This is a genomic window from Actinomycetota bacterium (genome assembly GCA_035640355.1).
GTDB lineage: Bacteria > Actinomycetota > UBA4738 > UBA4738 > HRBIN12 > CALGFI01.
In genome coordinates, this window is record DASQWI010000009.1 from 1 (window position 1) to 19,472 (window position 19,472).

16 protein-coding genes and 1 pseudogene are annotated in these 19,472 nt (G+C 66.2%); 10 read left to right on the plus strand and 7 right to left on the minus strand.

The window, feature by feature from the left end:
- Positions 1 to 439: 439 nt before the first annotated feature.
- Together leuS and VFA08_04490 are read left to right on the plus strand one after the other, a co-directional pair.
- Positions 440 to 2,905, plus strand: coding sequence for a leucine--tRNA ligase (gene leuS / locus VFA08_04485; protein ID HYZ12847.1), 2,466 nt, complete (start codon positions 440 to 442; stop codon positions 2,903 to 2,905).
- A 48-nt stretch (positions 2,906 to 2,953) separates the two neighbouring features.
- A complete protein-coding gene (locus tag VFA08_04490) occupies positions 2,954 to 3,607 on the plus strand; it encodes a dihydrofolate reductase family protein (protein HYZ12848.1) in 654 nt (217 codons plus the stop codon).
- A 16-nt stretch (positions 3,608 to 3,623) separates the two neighbouring features.
- Here the strand turns inward: VFA08_04490 and VFA08_04495 are convergent, their stop codons facing one another.
- Positions 3,624 to 5,105 carry a protein kinase gene (locus VFA08_04495; protein ID HYZ12849.1) on the minus strand — a complete coding sequence of 494 codons (1,482 nt, stop codon included), beginning with the start codon at positions 5,103 to 5,105 and terminating at the stop codon, positions 3,624 to 3,626.
- 180 nt (positions 5,106 to 5,285) lie between these two features.
- Here VFA08_04495 and VFA08_04500 point away from each other — a divergent pair, with 180 nt between their 5' ends.
- The 7 genes and pseudogenes from VFA08_04500 (at position 5,286) to VFA08_04530 (ending at position 9,290) form a co-directional block, all read left to right on the plus strand.
- A complete protein-coding gene (locus tag VFA08_04500) occupies positions 5,286 to 5,861 on the plus strand; it encodes a hypothetical protein (protein ID HYZ12850.1) in 576 nt (191 codons plus the stop codon).
- A gap of 10 nt (positions 5,862 to 5,871) precedes the next feature.
- Entirely contained in the window at positions 5,872 to 6,798 is a 927-nt protein-coding gene (locus tag VFA08_04505; GenBank protein ID HYZ12851.1) for an FHA domain-containing protein, read from the plus strand.
- Positions 6,799 to 6,836: 38 nt separating this feature from the next.
- Positions 6,837 to 7,286: a helix-turn-helix transcriptional regulator gene (locus tag VFA08_04510; GenBank protein ID HYZ12852.1), complete on the plus strand. Its 450-nt coding sequence runs from the start codon at positions 6,837 to 6,839 to the stop codon at positions 7,284 to 7,286.
- A gap of 5 nt (positions 7,287 to 7,291) precedes the next feature.
- Positions 7,292 to 7,702 (plus strand): VOC family protein, encoded by a 411-nt coding sequence (locus VFA08_04515; GenBank protein ID HYZ12853.1) that lies wholly within the window; start codon positions 7,292 to 7,294, stop codon positions 7,700 to 7,702.
- A gap of 156 nt (positions 7,703 to 7,858) precedes the next feature.
- A pseudogene (locus VFA08_04520) lies at positions 7,859 to 8,216 on the plus strand (VOC family protein).
- Positions 8,217 to 8,249: 33 nt separating this feature from the next.
- Positions 8,250 to 8,744, plus strand: coding sequence for a DUF1801 domain-containing protein (locus tag VFA08_04525; protein ID HYZ12854.1), 495 nt, complete (start codon positions 8,250 to 8,252; stop codon positions 8,742 to 8,744).
- A 276-nt stretch (positions 8,745 to 9,020) separates the two neighbouring features.
- Positions 9,021 to 9,290: a metalloregulator ArsR/SmtB family transcription factor gene (locus VFA08_04530; protein HYZ12855.1), complete on the plus strand. Its 270-nt coding sequence runs from the start codon at positions 9,021 to 9,023 to the stop codon at positions 9,288 to 9,290.
- Positions 9,291 to 9,328: 38 nt separating this feature from the next.
- Here the strand turns inward: VFA08_04530 and VFA08_04535 are convergent, their stop codons facing one another.
- The 6 genes from VFA08_04535 to VFA08_04560 all read right to left on the minus strand — a co-directional run bounded on the left by VFA08_04535 (position 9,329) and on the right by VFA08_04560 (position 18,024).
- A complete protein-coding gene (locus tag VFA08_04535) occupies positions 9,329 to 11,779 on the minus strand; it encodes an amidohydrolase family protein (protein ID HYZ12856.1) in 2,451 nt (816 codons plus the stop codon).
- On the minus strand, positions 11,776 to 13,329 hold the full coding sequence (locus VFA08_04540) for a sugar ABC transporter ATP-binding protein (protein HYZ12857.1): 1,554 nt from the start codon (positions 13,327 to 13,329) through the stop codon (positions 11,776 to 11,778). Before VFA08_04540 ends, VFA08_04535 begins: the two co-directional genes overlap by 4 nt.
- Before the next feature lie 43 nt (positions 13,330 to 13,372).
- Positions 13,373 to 14,698, minus strand: a complete 1,326-nt coding sequence (locus VFA08_04545; protein HYZ12858.1) for a substrate-binding domain-containing protein — start codon at positions 14,696 to 14,698, stop codon at positions 13,373 to 13,375.
- Positions 14,699 to 14,777: 79 nt separating this feature from the next.
- Complete coding sequence (locus tag VFA08_04550) at positions 14,778 to 15,824, minus strand: ABC transporter permease (protein ID HYZ12859.1); 1,047 nt, start codon at positions 15,822 to 15,824, stop codon at positions 14,778 to 14,780.
- Positions 15,821 to 17,149 carry an amidohydrolase family protein gene (locus VFA08_04555; protein ID HYZ12860.1) on the minus strand — a complete coding sequence of 443 codons (1,329 nt, stop codon included), beginning with the start codon at positions 17,147 to 17,149 and terminating at the stop codon, positions 15,821 to 15,823. The genes VFA08_04550 and VFA08_04555 overlap by 4 nt, the downstream gene beginning before the upstream one ends.
- Positions 17,150 to 17,418: 269 nt before the next feature.
- Entirely contained in the window at positions 17,419 to 18,024 is a 606-nt protein-coding gene (locus VFA08_04560; GenBank protein HYZ12861.1) for an XRE family transcriptional regulator, read from the minus strand.
- 193 nt (positions 18,025 to 18,217) lie between these two features.
- Between VFA08_04560 and VFA08_04565 the strand changes: the two genes are divergently transcribed.
- Positions 18,218 to 19,471: a Xaa-Pro peptidase family protein gene (locus VFA08_04565; GenBank protein HYZ12862.1), complete on the plus strand. Its 1,254-nt coding sequence runs from the start codon at positions 18,218 to 18,220 to the stop codon at positions 19,469 to 19,471.
- Position 19,472: the final 1 nt, after the last annotated feature.

The window sequence follows — 19,472 nt, forward strand, 5'->3', positions numbered from 1 at the left end:
CGACGGGACCACGATGGCAAGCAGGACGAGGAACTTCCATCCGATCGGGAATCGGAAGAGGTGGCGGCGTCGCGTTTGCGCACGCGACGACACCCCGCGAGGCCCGTGCCGGGCCGGGGCCGGGATGCCCATGGAGAACGCATCGACCGGCGCCGGTTGGTGCTTGAGGAGGCCCCCTGAGCAGCGGCGACGAGATCGGCCCGATCGCGACGAACGGAGCTTGCGAGGAGAAACACGGGGATGATGGCGCATAATCACGGCGTGACCAGAGCGGCGGGTCGAGCGACCCTCGTCCTTACCTAGCCGCGAGCGCGGGCTCCGCGCTCGCGGCACCTCGGCTGTCTTCGCGCCCAGCCGCCAGTTCCAATCTCGCTGAAGGCAGCTCGCACCCCGCACCGCGCAACGAACTGGTCATCCAGGGACGAGAGGAATTCCTTCTATGTCGGCACCGCCAGAGGATCGGGGGTACGACCCCTCCGCGATCGAGGCGCGATGGCAGGCGCGTTGGACCGCGGATCACTTGGCGCAGATCGACGTCGATCACGTTGCGCCGGATCGCAAGTTCTACAACCTCGTCGAGTTCCCCTATCCCTCGGCCGAGGGGCTCCATGTCGGGCATGCGTACACCTACGCGGGCGCCGACACCTACGGCCGCTATCTGAGGATGCGGGGCAGAGAGGTCTTTCAGCCGATCGGGTTCGACTCCTTCGGGATCCACACGGAGAACTACGCGCTGAGGGTCGGCGAGCACCCCCGCACCCTGACCCAGCGCACGATCAACAACTACCGGCGCCAGCTCACAGCGCTCGGTGCCGCGTGGGACTGGAGTCGATCGATCGCCACGAGCGATCCCACCTACTACCGATGGACGCAGTGGATCTTCGTCAAGCTGTACCGGGCGGGGCTTGCGGTACGTCAGGAGGCCCCGGTCGTGTGGTGTCCCTCGTGTCTGACGGTGCTGGCGAACGAGCAGCTTGAGGGCGACCGCTGCGAACGCTGCGGTACCCGCGTCACACAACGGGCGTTGCACCAGTGGTTCCTGAGGATGACCGCCTACGCGGATGAGCTCCTCCGAGGCCTCGACGACCTCGACTGGCCAGACTCGGCGAAGAGGGCGCAGCGCGAGTGGATCGGGAAGTCGGAAGGTGTCGAGATCGACTTCGAGGTCCCGGACCACGGGCTCACCCTTCGCACCTTCACGACCAGACCGGACACGTTGTTCGGCGTGACGTTCCTCGCCGTCCCCCCGGAGCACCCGGACGTTGACGCGCTGACGACAGGTACGGGTGCGTCCGACGCTGTTCGCCCGTACATTGATGAGGCCTCGCGGAACCGCGTCGCGGCCCCGAGTCACAGCGCGGCAGTGTTGAGTTCACCGCGAGGGGTGTTCACCGGGTCGTACGCCATCCATCCCGTCACACGAGAGCGAGTGCCGATCTACGTCGCTGACTACGTCGTCGCGACCTACGGCACGGGCGCGGTGATGGGTGTTCCGGCGCACGACGAGCGGGACTTCCGATTCGCACAGACGAACGCCCTTCCTCTGGTGCGTGTGATCCGGCCGCCCGGGAGCGCGGAGGGCTCCGCGGACGGGCCGTGGACCGGTGAGGGCGTGCTGATGCACTCGGGTGATTTCTCGGGACTTCCTTCGGAGCGAGCTCGGGATTCCATCGCGGAATGGCTGGAAGCGCGCGGGTCCGGCCGGCGCACCGTTCGATACCGGCTCAGGGACTGGCTGATCTCCCGGCAACGCTACTGGGGCCCTCCGATCCCCATCGTGTACTGCGCCGACTGCGGCACGCTTCCGGTTCCCGAGGAGGACCTCCCTGTGCTCCTGCCCGACGTGGTCAACTTCCGGCCGACGGGCACCAACGTGTCACCGCTCGCGACCGACGAATCCTTCGTCCACACTTCCTGCCCGTCGTGCGGTGGATCCGCGCGTCGGGAGACGGACGTCTCCGACACGTTCTTGGACTCCGCGTGGTACTTCCTGCGATACCCGTCGAGCGAACTCCACGACGAGCCTTGGAGCCCTGAGCGAACCGAGCGAATGCTTCCCGTGGACTCGTACGCCGGCGGACCCGAGCACGTCACGCGACATCACCTGTACGCCCGGTTCCTCACCCGAGCCCTCCACGACCTGGGACTCCTGCCGTTCGCAGAGCCGTTCGCGCGCCTTCGACTCCACGGCGTGCTCACTAGGGACGGCGTTAAGATGAGCAAGAGTCGGGGGAACGTCGTGAACCCCGATCGCTCCATCTCCGAGCATGGCGCCGACGTCACCCGGATGTATCTGCTGTTCATCGGACCATGGGGCGAGGGCGGCGACTTCTCGGATTCCGGCATCGCCGGGATCGAGCGATTCCTTCGTCGCGCTTGGCGCCTGGTGACCCAATTCCACAAACCGGGGCCCGGCGGCGTTGATCTCCGCCCGCTTGACCGAGCTATCGCGACGATCGGCTCCGACCTCGAGCAGATGAAGTTCAACACCGCGATCGCCTCGCTCACGGAAGTGGAACGATTTGCTCGGCGAGAGCGCGACAAGATGTCCGACGAGGAGTGGACCAGAGTGTCGAGCACACTCGTACTGATGCTTGCGCCACTCGCCCCCCACCTGGCCGAGGAGCTCTGGTCGAGAATCGGCGGGGCGTATTCGGTCCACCAACAGCGCTGGCCTTCATTCGACCAGAGCTCGCTCCTCGAACAGAACGTGACGTTGGTGATCCAGGTCGACGGCAAGACCCGCGACAGGATCCAGGTCCCCGCCGGCCTCGACGAGGAACAGACGCTCGAGCGAGCGATGGGCCGAGAGCACGTTCGACGCCACCTCATGGGCCGCGAACCGACGAAGGTGATCTTCGTTCCCAACCGGCTGATCAACATGGTGACGATGCCGCACCGATGAGTCTCGGAGTCCAGACGAGTCGTGGTGTTCGGGAAAGGAGGCAGCGAGATGAGCAAGCTCAAAGCGACCATGGCGATATCGCTCGACGGGTTCGGGGCCGGCCCCAACCAGAGCGAGAAAGATCCCCTGGGCGTCGGCGGCGAGCGCCTTCACGAGTGGTTGGTGTCGCTGGCCGTCTTCCGTGAGATGCAGGGTGAGGAAGGGACCGGCGGCGAGGTCACCGCGAGCACCGACGTGGTTCGGGCCTGGTGGGACAACGTCGGCGCCATCGTCATGGGAAGGAACATGTTCGGCGGCGGCCCCGGTCCGTGGCGAGGGGACTGGCGCGGCTGGTGGGGTGAGAACCCTCCATACCACGTGCCCGTCTTCGTGCTCACCCACCACCCCCGCGAGCCACTGGAGATGCAGGGCGGGACGACCTTCCACTTCGTCACCGAGGGCATCGAGGCCGGCCTGAAGTTGGCCACGGACGCTGCGGGTGGGAAGGACGTGTGGCTCACCGGCGGAGCCAGCGTGATCCGGCAGTACCTGCGGGCCGGCCTGCTCGATCAGATCGAGATCTCGTTGGCACCCGTCCTCCTCGGCGCGGGCGAGCGGCTGTTCGCCGACATCGACGGATCAGCGATCGAACTGGAGCAGGTCCGCGCGATCGAGGCGCCCGGCGTCACCCACATCACGTACCGCACCAAACGGGACGCATGATGACGGCGTGACCAGATCAGTCGGTCGACTGTTCGGTCTCGCGAAGAGCGTCTGCCAACCTCAGGAGCGCGTCACCGATCGCTGATGCCCGGTCCGCGGAGGTGATCTCCCCCTTCTCGAGGGCCTCGGACACCTTCTCGAGCAGCTTGTCGATCTCCTCGAGGGACCTGTCGACTTCCTCACCCTTGTCGGTTTCGCGGAGGATCTCGTCGATCGCGTGATCGATCTCGTGGTCGATATGGCCGGTGACCTCGCCCGTCTCGACGCCCTCACCCACCGTTGCGAGCACCACCGCCGCGGCTTCCTCGGGCGACGGTTCCGACGGTACTTCCGGCACCGGCGAGGTGGTCTCCACGGGCGAAGGCTCCTGCACCGCCGGCGAGCTGCTGACGTTCGGCGAGTTGGTCTCCACGGGAGAAGGCTGTTCCATCGCCGGCGAGCTGCTGACGTGTGGGGACGGCCGAGACGCGTTCGTTCGGCCCTCCGGTGCGCCCCCTGCCAGCAGGGCTATGAGGAAGAGCACGGCGAGGCCGCACGCCGCCATGACAGCCGTCGGCCAGGCCTTCGATCGGGATCTCCGACGTCCGCCCGCGGGCCGGCCAGCGATGAGGGCGGGTGTGTGCTGCGCCGGCACCAACACCGCGGTCGGCTCCACGGCCTCGTGCCTCATGGCGGACAGGAGGAGGCCTTGAACCGCGTCTCCGGTCTGGGGGCGGCGCGCGGGATCCTTCTCGAGCATCGAGGCGACAAGTTCGTCCATCGCGGCCGGGATGCCGGGGTTGATCGAGCTAACACGAGGTGGGGGCGTGTTGACATGGGCAAACGAAAGCGCCACGGGACTGCCCTCGAACGGCGTTCGGCCGGTAAGCATCTCGAAGAGCACACATCCCAACGAGTACACGTCGGATCGACCGTCGAGACGATCACCGCGCGCGTTCTCTGGAGACAAATAGCGGGCTGTACCGAGCACCGTTAGCGTGAGGGTGAGCGCCTCCTGAGAAAGGAGTCGCGCAATCCCCAAATCCACGAGTTTCACGCCACCGTCGTGAGGGAGCATGACATTCGACGGTTTGACGTCTCGATGAACGATGCCACGATCGTTAGCCAACCCGAGCGCCGAGGCGAGTTTGCTCGTGATCTCCGACGCTCGTTCGAGCGAAAGCGGACCGTCGTTGTCGAGCAGTTCGCGGAGCGTAGGTCCCTCGATGAACTCCATCACGATGAACCGGTCTTCGCCGTCGATCCCCGTATCGAACACGACGACGATGTTTGGATGATGGAGGCTGGCCAGGATCTGCGCCTCCCGCTCGAACCGCGCGGCCGAGCGGGGATCCCCGTCGTCACGAAGCAGCTTGATCGCTACGGTACGGCTGAGGCGCAAGTCCTCGCCGCGGCGGACCTCGGACATCAGACTCCGTCCGATCACGTCCCCGAGGCGGTAGCGCGCTCCGATGAGCCGCTGCGTTTCGATGGAGTCTCCGTCGATCGGACGATTCACAGAAGGTTCCATTCACGTAGTTCTCGACCCGGTCGGTGAACGGGTTGACGGCGCGCTCACACGTATCCAGCCTGGCCCGACCCTCGTCCGTGTTCGTCTGACCGCCGGGTAAAGGTGGGGCTGGCCTTACCCGATTCAATATCGACACGCGAGAGGGGGCTCGAGAGAGGGAGGCTGAAGATGTTGGAAGTCGAGCAGGCTGATGAAGTGGTGAACGCGGCGTCTCGACGTGTGCACGGCCTCGATCGCTTCTCACGGTCCGCGCCTATCGGAAGGGCCGAGCTTGCCACCATCGTGCTTCAGGGACTCGCGGAACTTGGTGCACACGCCGATTGGACGGTGATGCCGGGCATTACTGGCTCGATACTTCACCTTCTGAACGAAGACGAACGAGCGAGGTATGGCGAGTTTCAGGAGTCCGTTCGGCGAGCGGCCGAGAACGGTGGATCCGGGGAGGAGCACCAGTCCTCCAATGGGGCGGTCTCCACGCCCGCCGCACTCGAGATCGATCCGGCACCGCGAAGCGATTCGCGGACGGCGACGCTTGAAGAAGTCCTCAAGGATGAGCAGCTGGCAACGAGGGCGGCCGAGGCCATCGTGTATCAGCTCTACTACGAGATCGTCGACCGAGCTGCGCTGCTTGTTGAGCATTCGCCCGCCGCCCGGGAACGCCTGTGGCCGCTCGTGTGGGCGGTTGCCGCTCTGATTCCCCGGCCCGATACGTCGTTGCGCCATCTGGACGCGAAAGCGAAATAGGCGGGTCGCCTTGCCAACGGTTGTGGTCAAGACCGGATCGGAGGCCGGCCGGAGGTTGGAGCTGGGAGGCGCTGTGGCCATCGGCCGCCAGGATGGCGACCTCGTGTTGGAGGATCCCGAGGTGTCACGCCGCCACGCGGTGCTGAGGCGGGAGGGCGAATCCATCGTTGTAGAGGATCTCGATTCGACCAACGGCACCTTCGTCAACGGGGAAAGGATCCGAAGCCCCATTCCGGTCGGGCCAGGGGACCTGGTCAGGGTGGGACGGACCACGCTGGAGATCGAGCCGGATCGGCGAGCGGACGATACGATCGTGTCGGCACCCCAACGGGCAGACGACACGATCGTGGCGAGACCCGTACGGTCGGATCAGATCCAATCAGCCGAGGCGCAACCGTCCGACGATCCCGTCGCGGAGGACGCCGACGCGACTCAACCCTTGCCCAACCGATTTCTCGACAGCGGTTCGCGACCGTCGCGCTCGAACAGGAAGGGGCTCGGCGCCGCGGCGGCAGTCGTGGCCGTACTCGTAGGGGTGGTGATCGCGTACGCGGCAGGAACTGATCGATCCGTCGAGAGCGACTTCGTCACGCTCGCCAATGAAGCGTGCGTGGCAAGGCAGCGATCGGACGGCGGGGTGGATTTGAGCCGCGTCCCGACGCGCGGCGCAGTCCAGCACGCTCGAGATATCCGGCTCCAGGCGCTCGGCGCGATTCGCGCCGTCGACCGATCCCAACAAGAGGCCGCCGCGGTGAGCAAGTTCCTTTCCGCATTCGAGAAGACAAACGCGTCGATCACGCGCTTGGAGAGCGTGATCGGCGCTGACAACTCCAAGGTCGACAACGCCTTGCGAAGCCTTCGCGGGAACGTCCGAGACGAACGTGGCCTGGCGGCGAAGGCCGGTATCGCAGGATGTGGCGGTCTCGCGATCGGCTAGAGGAAGCAACGGCCGGCGTGCCGTGACACCATTCGGCGGTGACGAACAGATCCGCCGAAACTCAGCACCTGCGCGACCTCGCGCAACTCCGTCGCGTGCGCGACCGGATCGACCGGGACTACGCGCAGCCGTTGGACGTCGAGGCGCTCGCCCGCGGGGTACACATGTCGGGCGGGCACCTCAGCCGCCAGTTCCGGCTCGCCTACGGCGAGTCGCCGTACAGCTACCTGATGACGCGCCGCATCGAGCGCGCTATGGCGCTGCTGCGTCGCGGCGAGCTCAGCGTGACCGAGGTCTGCTTCGAGGTCGGCTGCTCCTCGCTGGGCACGTTCAGCACCCGCTTCACCGAGCTGGTGGGGGTGCCGCCCAGCGTCTATCGGCGCCAACAGCCGCGCCCGATGGCGGGGATCCCGCCGTGCGTGGCGAAACAGGTGACCAGACCGATCAGGAATCGAGAAGCGTCGGTCACCGAGCCGCAGCTAGCCTGAACGCCATGGACATCACCATTCACTCGAGCTACCTCCCGCAGGACGATCCGGACGCAGCCTTGGCCTTCTACCGCGACACGCTCGGCTTCGAGGTCCGCAACGACGTCGAGTACGCGGGGATGCACTGGATCACCGTCGGCCCGGCCGACCAGCCCGACACGTCGATCGTGCTGCACCCGCCGGCCGCCAACCCCGGCATCACCGACGACGAGCGCCGCACCATCGCCGAGATGATGGCCAAGGGCACGTACGCGGGAATCAACCTTGCCACGAAGGACTTGGACCGCACGTTCGAACGCCTGCAGGCACGCGAAGTCGACATCGTCCAGGAACCTATCGACCAACCCTACGGCGTTCGCGACTGCGCCGTCCGCGATCCAGCGGGCAACCTGATCCGTATCCAGGAGCTCCGCTAAGGCCGACGAGTGATGCCGTGGTGTTGGACCTCACCTGGGGTCGGGTCTCGTACCTCGGAGACGGGGGGCAAGCGATCAGGAATCGAGAAGCGCCGGTCGCGGAGCCGCACCTAGCATGAGGGCCAAGGACACACCACCGAGACTGGAGGAGGGAACATGACCGGCTCTACCACTGAAGTGGTCAAGACCGTTCTGCATCCCGTCTCCGACGTGGCGAAGGCCTCGGCGACGTACGCGGCCCTGCTCGGCGTGCCACCGCAGACTGAGAGCTCCTACTACGTCGGTTTCGAAGCCGAGGGCCAGCACATCGGACTGGTGCCGGGTGGAGGGCAGCAGGGCATGACTTCACCGGTGGCCTACTGGCACGTGTCGGATATCGAGGCGAAGCTGGCCGAGGTGACCGCCGCGGGCGCCTCCCTGAAAGACACAGCCCGCGATGTCGGGGGTGGTCGCTTGGTGGCCACCGTCACCGACCCCCGACGGGAACGTCCTCGGGCTGCTTCAGGACACATAGGAACGAACATTCGACACGAGGAGATGCTCCGCGATGGCTGAGCGGAAGGCCGCCACGAAGAGCAAAAAGACGTCGGCCAAGCGCACGACCGGCACGGCGTACACGGGGTTCTCGGCCGAGGAACGAGCGGCGATGAAGGAGCGAGCCCGAGAGCTGAAGGCAGAGGAGCGCTGGAAGAAGGACAGGGCGGCCGGGGAAAAGGCCGTGCTCGAGAAGATCGCCACGATGCCGGGACCGGATCGCACCATGGCCAAGCGGCTCCATGCCATCATCAAGGCCACCGCGCCGGACCTGTCGCCGAAAACCTGGTACGGGATGCCCGCGTATGTCAACCAGGACGGCAAGGTCGTCTGCTTCTTCCAAAGTGGGGATCAATACAAATCGAGGTACTCGACGTTCGGCTTCCAGGACGCGGCGAACCTCGACGAAGGCAAGATGTGGCCGACCGCCTTCGCGCTGGAGGAGTTGACCCCCGCCGAAGAGAAGAAGATCGCCGCGCTCGTGAAGAAGGCAGTGCGCAAAGCCTAGCTGCCTCCAGAAGTCGAGAGACTCGTCTCCTGGTGCTCCGTCGCCGTTCAGCAGCAGTCCGGCGGGCACTCCGGGCAGTCCGGACAGCAGGGATCCAGCCGCATCGCTTCACCACCCTTCGAGAAAGCTTCAACGCACATATCGATTCGCATCGATACGTTGACATATACATCGACCGTCGTCAATATGTCGGCCATGCGGAAGAAGATCGCCCAGCTCGACGCGTGTTGCACCCCTCTGGGGCCGGCCCCGCTCTCCGCCGATGAGGCGGGCCGCATGGCGGAGGCGCTCGGCGTCCTTGCCGATCCCGTACGTCTCCAGATCGTGAGTCTTCTCGCGAGCACGTCGGAAGCGTGCGTGTGTGACCTCACCCCCGCGGTGGGCGTGTCGCAGCCGACGGTCAGCCATCACCTTCGCGTCCTCACCGATGCCGGACTCGTCGACCGCGAGCAACGAGGGCGGTGGGCTTTCTACCGGCTCCGACCTGAACGGCTGCGACTCGTCGCGGACGCGCTCGTCCCTCGCTCGCGATCCACGGCTGCCTGATCGCCTCGCCGCTTGAGCGCCCGAATGGCGAGCGGGCGTCAGATCGACGGCAGCCTGAACCCTGATTTCGCGATGACGTGATCCCGGGAGTCCGCGGCCGCGCGCTTCACGGCGGCCCAGTCGACGTGGAGAAGCTTGCCGTGGCGCTTCATCACGCGACCGGCGATCATCACCGTGTCGACGTTACCGGTGTCCATCCCGGCCACGACTGCGGTCGCGGGATCGTTCAGCGGCGTGACGTTCATCCGATCGGTCCGTAAGAGGATGACGTCCGCCTGCTTCCCGGGCGTAAGCGACCCCGTCTTCGCGTCGAGGCCGTTCGCCTTCGCGCCGTCGATCGTCGCGCAGGCGAGCACCTCGGCAGGTGTGATCGGCGACTTCCCGTGCGTGGCCGCCATCGCGCGCTGAAGCGCGAGCACCGAACGCATCTGATTGAACATGTCTGCCGGCACGTTGGTCTCGACGTCGACGCTGAGGCTCGGCCGCAAGCCGCGATCGAGGAACTTTTGGATCGGCGGCATCCCGTGACCCATCATCATCTCGACGGGCGACGCGAGCGAGACGGTCCCGCCGGAGTCGACGATCATCTGGATCTCGGTGTCGTTCAGCGTCGTGCAGTGGATGTACGTCGTGTCGGGTCCAAGGAGGCCGGCCTCCCCCATCTCCTGGACCTTGCCGTCTTGGCCGTACGATCCGACGCCGACGTGCGTCGTGATCCGCGCACCGGCCTCGCGCGCGAGCTTCCAGTGATCGCGTGAAACCTCGAAGTCGGTGAACTCCGGTCCGGGTGCCGCGAGCGCAAGCGTCAGCATCTGGTCGTTCGTGGAGAAGTGCTCGTTCGCCGCCCGAACGAACCAGCTCGGCTGACGCTCCTCCCACTTGCCCCACCACGGGAACCCGTACGCGAACACCGCTCGGAGCCCCGAGTCCTTGAGCGCTTGGATCACCGCATCCGTGTGAGCCGGAGAGCCCTGGATGTGCGACCAGTCGAGGAGCGTCGTGATCCCCGCGTCGATCGCACCGAGCGCCGAGATGAGGTCGCCGACATAGGCGTCCTGGGGGCGATACGCCGGCGCGAGCTTGTGCAGAACGTACGAGATGTAGCTCGAACGACCCTCGAGCGGAACGTCGGTTCCGATGTTCCGCAGCAGGCCCTCCCAGATGTGACGGTGGGTGTCGACGAACCCCGGCATGACGATCATGCCGGACGCGTCGATCACGTCGACTTCCCCGTTCGACAGATCGCGTCCGACGGCGAGGATCCTGTCGCCGTCGATGAGGACGTCGCCTGCGGCGACGTCACCGACCTTCGCGTCCATGCTCAACACGTTTCCGCCGCGGATCAGCGTCCTGTGCGTCGGCGAGACGCGAAAGTCCATCGACGTGTACAGCCGCGGGATCTCGGCGGCCTTCGACGGCCGGCTGCCGATCACCAGGCGACGCGCTCGCTTGTAGTTCCGCTTCACGAGCTCCTTGATGTCGCCGAGCTGGAACAGCACGATGCCGAGCAGGACAAGGACGCCGATGATCATCGGTCCATCGTCAGGTGACAGACCGAGATATGGCAGGACGGTGACGATGAGCGCGAGGAGGATCGCAGCAACCGTCCCGCCGAGGAACGTGGCCCGGCCGCCCGCGAGCGAAGCGCCTCCGAGGACGGCGGCGGTGATGCTGTTCAACGCGAACGTCGAGCCGATCGTGGCGTTGCCGATCGGGGATCGGGCCATGACGAAGAACGCCGCCACTGCCGCCAGAAGAGCCGACAAGACGAGGGCACGAACCCTGACCCAGTTGGTTCTGACTCCGCCGCGCTTGGCCGCCCGCTCGTCGAAGCCCACCGCTCTCAATGCAAGTCCTGAGCCCGATCCATGGAGCCACAGATCCGCCAGACCTGCTCCAACCAGGATGACCATGAAGGCCACGGGGAGCGGACCGAGGCTCGCCTTGAGCGTCGACGCCAGTTCGGGGCTGATGATCCCCTGCGCCGTCGGTCGCAACGTCAGCGAGATCCCGTCCAGGATGCTCAATGTCGCCAGGGTGGCGATGATCGAGGGTATCTTCAGTCCCTTGATGAGCAGAGCGTTGACGAGGCCGAGCGCGACCCCACACAGAAGGATGACGCCGATACCCATCACGATCTGCGCGGCGGAGGCGTCGGCGCCGATCAGGAACGAAGCGATGACGACGCCGAGGCCGATCATCCCCCCGACCGAGAGATCGAGATACCCGACGAGCAGGGCATGGGTCTGGGCCATCGCAGCCACGATCAACGGCAGCGCCAGGATGAGGATCTGGTTGACGTTGTAGGCGTTGACGAAGCCCGGGAACCGCGAGTTCGTATACAGGAGCAACCCGGCGACCAGCAGGATCTGCAGCCCGACGGGCATCCACAGGCGGAACCTGACGATCTTCCGCCACTTGTTCTTGTCGCGGGCATCGCGGATGAGCTTCCGGACGGCGCGTCGCGCCGTGTCGATGCGGTTGCTCATCTCCGGCCGTTCGACCTGGATGCCTTCGGCATCGCGATGCCGAGGGGCGAACGTCCCGCTTTGGAGAGACCAGGCCCTCTGACCACCGCCTCGACGATGCGCAGCTCGTCGAGCTCATCGCCGGGGATCTCCTCGACGATCTGACCCCGGGACATGACGAGCACTCGGTCGCACAGCCCGGAGAGCTCGAGAGGGTCGCTCGACTTGACGAGCATCGCCGTTCCGGCATTGGTGCGAGTGCGAAGGGCCTTGTAGATGTCGAAGCGGGAACCGACGTCGACGCCCTGCGTGGGTTCGTACGCGAGGATCACTGCCGGCTCCTTGAGGAACGTGCGGGAAACCGAGACCTTCTGCTGGTTGCCCCCGGAGAGGAACTCGACCGGTTGCTCGAGGGACGGCGTGCGGATCTCCAACTGGCGGACGAGATCGGTGACGACGCGCCGCTCCCTGCGTCTCCTCAACAGACCGAACACCGAGAATCGGCGCAAAGCTTGGATCGTCGCGTTCACCTTGACGCCGAGCACCGACATCAGCGCTTCGCGCCGGCGATCGCCCGGCAGCAGCATCATCCCTGCGCCGACAGCCTCATGGGTCGAGATCAGCGACAATTCCTTGCCATCGCAGACGATGCGTCCTGCCTTCGGCGGTTGGCGGCCCGCCAAACAGTCGAAGAGCTGAAGCTGCCCGTTGCCTTCCGCACCGGCGACCCCGACGATCTCACCTCGGTCCAACGTGAAGCTGACCGGCCCGAACGACTGACCCTGAAGACCGTCGACTTCGAGCACCCCGCGACGCTCGTCCACGTTGAGGGCCGGTGGGGGGAAAGCCGCCTCGAATGGACGACCAACGATCAACTCGACCAGTGCCGGCTCCGACGTGGTCTTCGCGTCGAACGTGCCCTGGTTCCGACCGTCCCGAAGGACGGTGATCCGGTCGGCGATCTCGAGCACCTCGGGCAGTCGATGACTCACGTACACCACCCCGACGCCGCGACGGCTGCAGGCGGTGACGGTCCGGTGCAACGCTTCCACCTCGTGCGGCCCGAGCGCGGTGGTTGGCTCGTCGAGCAAGAGTACCTTCGGGTTGGTCACCAGCGCCTTCGCGACCTCGAAGAGCTGGCGGTCGGCAAGGCTGAGAAAGCCGGCCGGAGCGTCCGGGAACAGCTCGAGGTCGAGGTCGAACTCGGCCAGAAGCCTCCTGGCCCACTTCTTCCTCCGCCAAAACGGCGGCCGCTGGTCGTCGGGGGCGGCCAGGAACAGGTTGTTCTTCACCGGTTCCGGAAGGATCAGCGACGTGTCCTGGTATGCCATGGCCAGACCGAGCTTCTGGGCCAAAGCCGGGGAGTCGCGGCGAAGCGGCCGACCGCCGATCTCGACCGTCCCCACATCGGGGTCGATGAACCCGCTCGCGATGCCGAGGAGGGTCGACTTCCCCGACCCGTTCTCGCCGACGACCGCGTGGACCTCGCCGGCGCGACAGTCGAAGCTCACGTCGGTCAGCGCCCGAACGGCCCCGAACTGCCGCGAGACGCGGCGCAGCTCGAGGACCACACGGGGGAAGGCCGACCCTCCTCCGGTATCGCCTTTCTCCAAGTCAGCCGCCGAACATCAGCTGCAGGACCGGATCCGGAACCAGCGACGTGCCCGAAACGGCCTCGTGGACACGGTTGGGATCGCAGTCGTCCTCCGTCACCTGCCGCATCACGTGTGGCACGACGACCTCCGCCGGGATCTCGGCTCCCTTGAGCGACATCATCGCCGCGGTGACGCCGATCCGTGATTGGAAGTTCCCTCCCGCCGAGTAGAAGATGTTGTAGGAGGGCTCGTCCCGCTCCGCCCAGTCACAGAACAGGTTCTGCTCGTCCGTGCGCAACGCGACGGTCAGGTTCTTGACCGGGATCCCGAGGTCCTCGTAGGTCTGCAGGCCGATGTACATACCGTCGGCGTACTCGTAGGCCCAACCTCTGATGTCGGGGTTCGTCGTCAGCAACCCTTGATAGACACCGGGGATCGCCGGTGGGAACCAACTGGTATCACCGGTCGTGCTGTTCTCGTTGGCCGGCGGGTTGACCAGGTCGACGCCATCGGCAAGGGCGTCCACCGCGCACTGTTGCCAGCCGAGCGACAGCGCGTTGCCGGGGGTTCCTCCGAGGAGCGCCACTTCGCCGTTGCCGACACCCTCGTTGAGGACCTCGGCGAAGCTGTTGCCGAGGGCACACAGATCCTCTCCCACGACGCTGAGGTAGTCCTCGCCGGGAGTGAGCGCCCCTTCTTGACCGGGAAGACCGACCCAGCCCGCGGAGAACGGAACGTACGGGATGCCGGCGTCGTCGGCCTCCTTGATGGCGTCGGCGATGGCGATACCCATGTCGGGATAACCGACGATGAAGTCGACCCCTCGCTGGATCAGGAACCGTATGTCGTTGGCGTGGACGGCGGGGTCGGGGTCGAAATCGGCCTCGGTGGAGACGATGGTCCCGATCTCGTCGTAGGTCAGCGCCTGGAGGATAGCCTCCATGTGGCTCACGGCGCGCCACACGTTCACTGTGTCTCCGCCGCCGTCGGCGTAGCCCATGATCAGGTCACCGCCGGTTCCCGTGTCGCACTCCTGGTTGTTCCAACACTCCATCGCCTTGTCGATGGTGGCTTGATCGAGGTCCTGATCGGCCCTGGCCACGGACGCCAAGATGATGTTCCAGCTCGCCTCGTCCGACGGTTCCACGGGGCCAAGCGCCTTGTCGATCAACGCGGTGTCGGCATCGGTGCTCTCGCCGAACTCCGCAAGTGGTCCGGTGGCGCCGGTGGCGGTGCCAGTTTGTGCGGGTCCCGTGGGTGTCCCGTCATCGTCATCGCCCCCACCGCACGCGGCCGCCACCAACGCAAGTGCCGCGATGACCGCGGCGATCCTGATCCGGTGCATGTTCCTCCTCCCTGAATGGGCCGATCTCCGTCGGGGATCGATCGTGTTCGTCACATGTCCCCCCCTTCTTGGCCGTTGGTCAATCCGAACGATGGACGGCCGGCGGCTGCGAGGCATCCGGGCGTCTCCGTTCTCGAAGCACCTGCTCGACACCGCGGATGATGCGATCTCCCGAGACGAGCATGCCGCCGATGATCACCAGTCCGAACACCACGAATTGGAGCGACGTGGGCAGGCCCATCGTTCGCAACATCTGGTTGAGACCGGTGAGGAAGATCGCGGCGACGAACGTCGACAACGGGCTTGCCAGCCCTCCGGTGAGGGAGGCGCCTCCGATCACCACTGCAGCGATCGGGCCGAGGAGATACAACCTTCCGACCGCGACCCCGGGAGTGCGCAGCAGTCCTGCGAGCGCGACTCCCGCAAGCGCATAGAAGACGGCGGCCACGACGTAGACCAGGATCTGGTTCAAGTTCACCCTGACCCCGACCACGTGGGAGGCCACCGGGTTGGCCCCCACCACTTGGAACCTTCGACCGATCGCCGTATAGCGAAGGCCGAGGATCAGGACGATGGTGAGCGCGGCGCCACCCCAGAACACAGGGCTCACGCCGAGGATGCGGTTGGATGTCCACTCGGAGAGACCGCGTGGCACGGGGCTTGAAACCGGGAAGGTACCTCCGTAGCGGTTCACCACGCCGATCACGATGAGACCCACGGCGAGCGTGGTGATGAGGGCGTTCAGCTTGAACCCGCCGATCAGGATGCCGTTGACGAGTCCGATCGTCGCTGCGACGGCGATCGCGGTGACAACGGCGACCACGATGTTCTCGTTCGAGCCGTCCCCGACACCGACCATGATGACGGCCGCCAGACTCATCGTGCCTGGGACGCTGAGGTCGATCCCGCCGGTCATGACGACCAACATCTGACCAAGGGCAACGATGCCCAGGACCGCTCCATAAGGAGCGATGGCACGGACGGCGACACGACCGAGTGTGGCTGGAGCCCAGATCGAGGCGACGATCACGAGCACGAGGAGCGCGATGTACACGGGCAAGTACCGGGACGCCACGACGAACGACGTCAACGCGGACGAGGGTGTCGGCTTGCGCTGCTCGATCATCCGTCACCTCCCGCCCCAGAACGCACGACGAGAACCCCGGCGGTTGCGACACGCTCTCGGGCGGACATGGCCAACGCGCGGGCGCGCTCGACATCGGCGTCGAGGACTCCGTCCCGCACCAGCGCGCGTCCCGCGGCGAAGACCCAGCCAACGTTCGACGTATCCATCCCCCACACCACCGCACCGATGGGGTCGTTGATCGGGTAGATGTTCGGCCGGTCTGTCCGGAGAACGACAACGTCGGCCTGCTTGCCAGGCTCGAGCGATCCTGTGACCGTGTGCAGCCCGGCCGCCACCGCTCCATCGATCGTCGCGAACCGGATGACGTCGCGAGTGCTCATCAATTTCGGAAGCGCGGCCTTCCCCGCGAGCTTTCGGTCGAACACGACGGCGTGTTGCAGGGAAATCGTCTCGCGCATCTGCGCGAACAGGTCCCCGGGGGCGACGCGCTCGTCGTCCACGCCAAGGGCCGGCCGGACGTCGTGATCGATCAGCAATTGGATGGGCGGCGCCCTGAGTCCACCGGCCATCTCGCTCGACGGCGTCACCGAGACGGACGTGCCGGACGACGCCAGCGCCCTCGCCGCCGCGTCATCGAGCCCGAACGGGTGAACGAGCGTCACGTCCGATCCCAGCACGCCTCGCTCTGCCAGCCGTGCGATGGCGTTTGATCCGGGAACGTTCGAGCCGCCGTGGATGTGGATGCGCATTCCGAGTTCACGCGAGAGCGCCACCGGATCGCCGTCAGAACGGACACCGTCCGAGGTCAGGTCGAGCCCGAGGGCGATCGTCGTCCTCGGTCCCACTTCCTCACGCATGCGCGTGATGCCGGCTCGGGTCGGCATGCGCAGGCCGCCGTTCGAAGCCTCGACGAGACCGCGAACGAACACGGTTCGCGCGCCCGCGTCGGCGTGAGCCTGAAGCGCTGCGGCGGCGAGCGCCGGGTCGACCGGGAGATCCGACCAGTCGACCACCGTGGTGATCCCGGCTTCGACCGCGCCCAGCAAGCCGACAAGCGTCGCCGCGTACACGTCATCGGGTTGGAGTTGACCGCCGAGCTTCGCTGGGTCCACGACCGCGCCGTTCGTCGACGCGTCGCCCAGGTTCCTGAACAACGACCGCCACGTGTGGCGGTGGGTGTCGACGAAGCCCGGCATGACGATCGTTTCGCTGGCGTCGACGTTCTCGGCATCGCGGGCGCGAACGCCGGAGCCGACCTCGGCGATCCGGCCGTCCTCGATCAGCACGTCGGCGGTGGCGAAGTTCGGCGTCTTCTTCCCGAGCGTGAGGACGCATCCGCCGCGGAGCAGGGTGCGGCTCGTCACTGCGTGGATGGGGATCGGACCTGATGGGACCGATGACCGCGGACGTCAAACTCCGGCGCTATTCCGCCGCGACAGCCCTTAGTGACGACCGAGTGCCCCCCCACCGTTCAGCAACGCTACACATCTTCCTCCGGGCGCGCCAGGGACCCCTGCCGCCCGGAACCGTGCCTGACGCAGGCGATCAACGTCAGCGGGAGCACGATGGGAACAGCGTTGCTGCACACCGCGCGGCCACGCTCTTTCGCGCGGGATGTCGAAGCGAGTTACGGTCAGCCGTCGCGACCAACGACGAACCAGATCCCGTGGACCGGCTCGTCGCCGAGGTTCCACAGCCGATGCGGCTGCGTGGACTCGAAGGAGATCGAGTCGCCCGGTCCGAGCTCGTGCCGCTCGAACGTGAGCTGGACGCCGAGCCGTCCGGAGATGATGTAGCCGTACTCTCGTCCGGGGTGTCGCATGAGCCGGTCGTCGGGAGACGACGACCCTCCAACGTCGTAGATCACATGGAGAAAGTCGACGTCCTCGTCGTCGCTGGTGAGACGCTCCCACCGGACGCCGGAGGCCAGGTCGAGCGCGTGTCGCTCCTCCGAGCGCACCACCGATCCCGGCGCCGATCCCTCAACTGTCGTAGTCCCGCCGGCGATCGCCACGGCCGCCTCGTGGCGATGGACTTGAAACACGTGATCGAGCGAGACGCCGAGCTCCGAGACGATCGCGTACAGCGTGCTGACCGAGGGCTTGGATTGTCCGGATTCGATCTGCGATATCAGGCTGGCCGAGACGCCGAGTCGTCGTGCGAGCTCGCGCTGGCTGATCCTGACGCGTTCCCGCTCCTCGCGAAGGCGTGAACCGATCTCGCCAAGCTCACCCGTCACACATCCCCCCTGCCTTCCGCGCACCCTAACACGCGACATTCCTTCCACTCGTGCTGAACGACCGTCGCGTATCACTGGACGATGCAGCCGGTGACTTGCGGGTGGGCCGGATGACGTGGGACGCTCCGGCCCAATATCGTGCAGTCCCGCTTTCCGGTACGCGCCGGCCGGACGCTCGAGGGAGGTGCCGGGCATGGATGGATTCCCCGTTGCGACGACGCCATCGCCGGGTCTTCACGGCGTCGATTGGGAGAACCGCGTCGACTTCGGGCGCCTCCGCGAGTACCGGCTGTCGCGCGTCCGCGAGCAGCTCGACGCCTCCGACCTGGGCGCCGTCCTGCTGTTCGAGACCAGCAACATCCGCTACGCGACGAGCACCCACATCGGGTACTGGGCATTCAACAAAGGCGAACGGTACGCGCTCGTGACGCGCACGGGTCCGCCGCGCATCTGGGACTTCGGATCGGCGGCACGCGCGCACCGATTGCAGCTGCCGCAGCTGTACGACGAGACGAACGCCGTCGGCGGGAATACCGGGCTGCAGGGCGCGATCTCGCCGGCTGTCGGGCTGCAACGCCGCGCCGCCGAGGAGATCCGGTCGGTGCTCAAGGACAACGGGGTCGGCGACATGCCCCTGGGGGTCGACGTGGCCGAGACGTCGGTGTTCCTCGAGCTGCAGCGGGCCGGGATCGATGTCCGCGACGGCCAACAGGCGATGATGCTCGCGAGGGAGATCAAGAGCCCCGACGAGATCACGCTGCTTACGCAGGCCTGCGCAATGGTCGACGGCGTCTACCAGGACATCTTCGAGTTCCTGAAGCCGGGCGTGCGCGAGAGCGACGTCGTTGCACTCGCGCATGCCCGCCTCTTCGAGATGGGCTCGGAGTTCGTCGAAGCCATCAACTCGATCGCCGGCGAGCGCTGCAGCCCGCACCCCCACGTCTTCTCGGACCGGCTGATCCGCCCCGGCGACCAGGCGTACTTCGACATCATCCACGTGAACAACGGCTACCGGACCTGTTACTACCGCACGTTCGTCGTCGGTCGTGCGACGCAAGCCCAGCGCGACGCGTTCACCCGCTCGCGCGAGTGGATGGACGCGGCCATCGACCTGGTGAAGCCGGGCAACACGACCGATCAGATCGCGGCGGTGTGGCCGAAGGCGGAGGAGTTCGGGTTCAAGGACGAGTTCGACGCGTTCGGCCTGCAGTTCGGGCACGGGGTCGGCGTCGGCCTCCACGAGCGTCCGATCATCAGCCGGTTGAACTCGTTCGAGGAACCGATCGAGCTCAGGGAGGGCATGCTCTTCGCCCTCGAGACGTACTGCCCGGCAACCGATGGGCGATCGGCGGCGCGGATCGAGGAAGAGGTCGTGGTGACCGAGTCGGGCCCCAAGGTCATCACGCTGTTCCCGTGCGAAGAGCTGATGGTCGCCAACGAGTACTGAC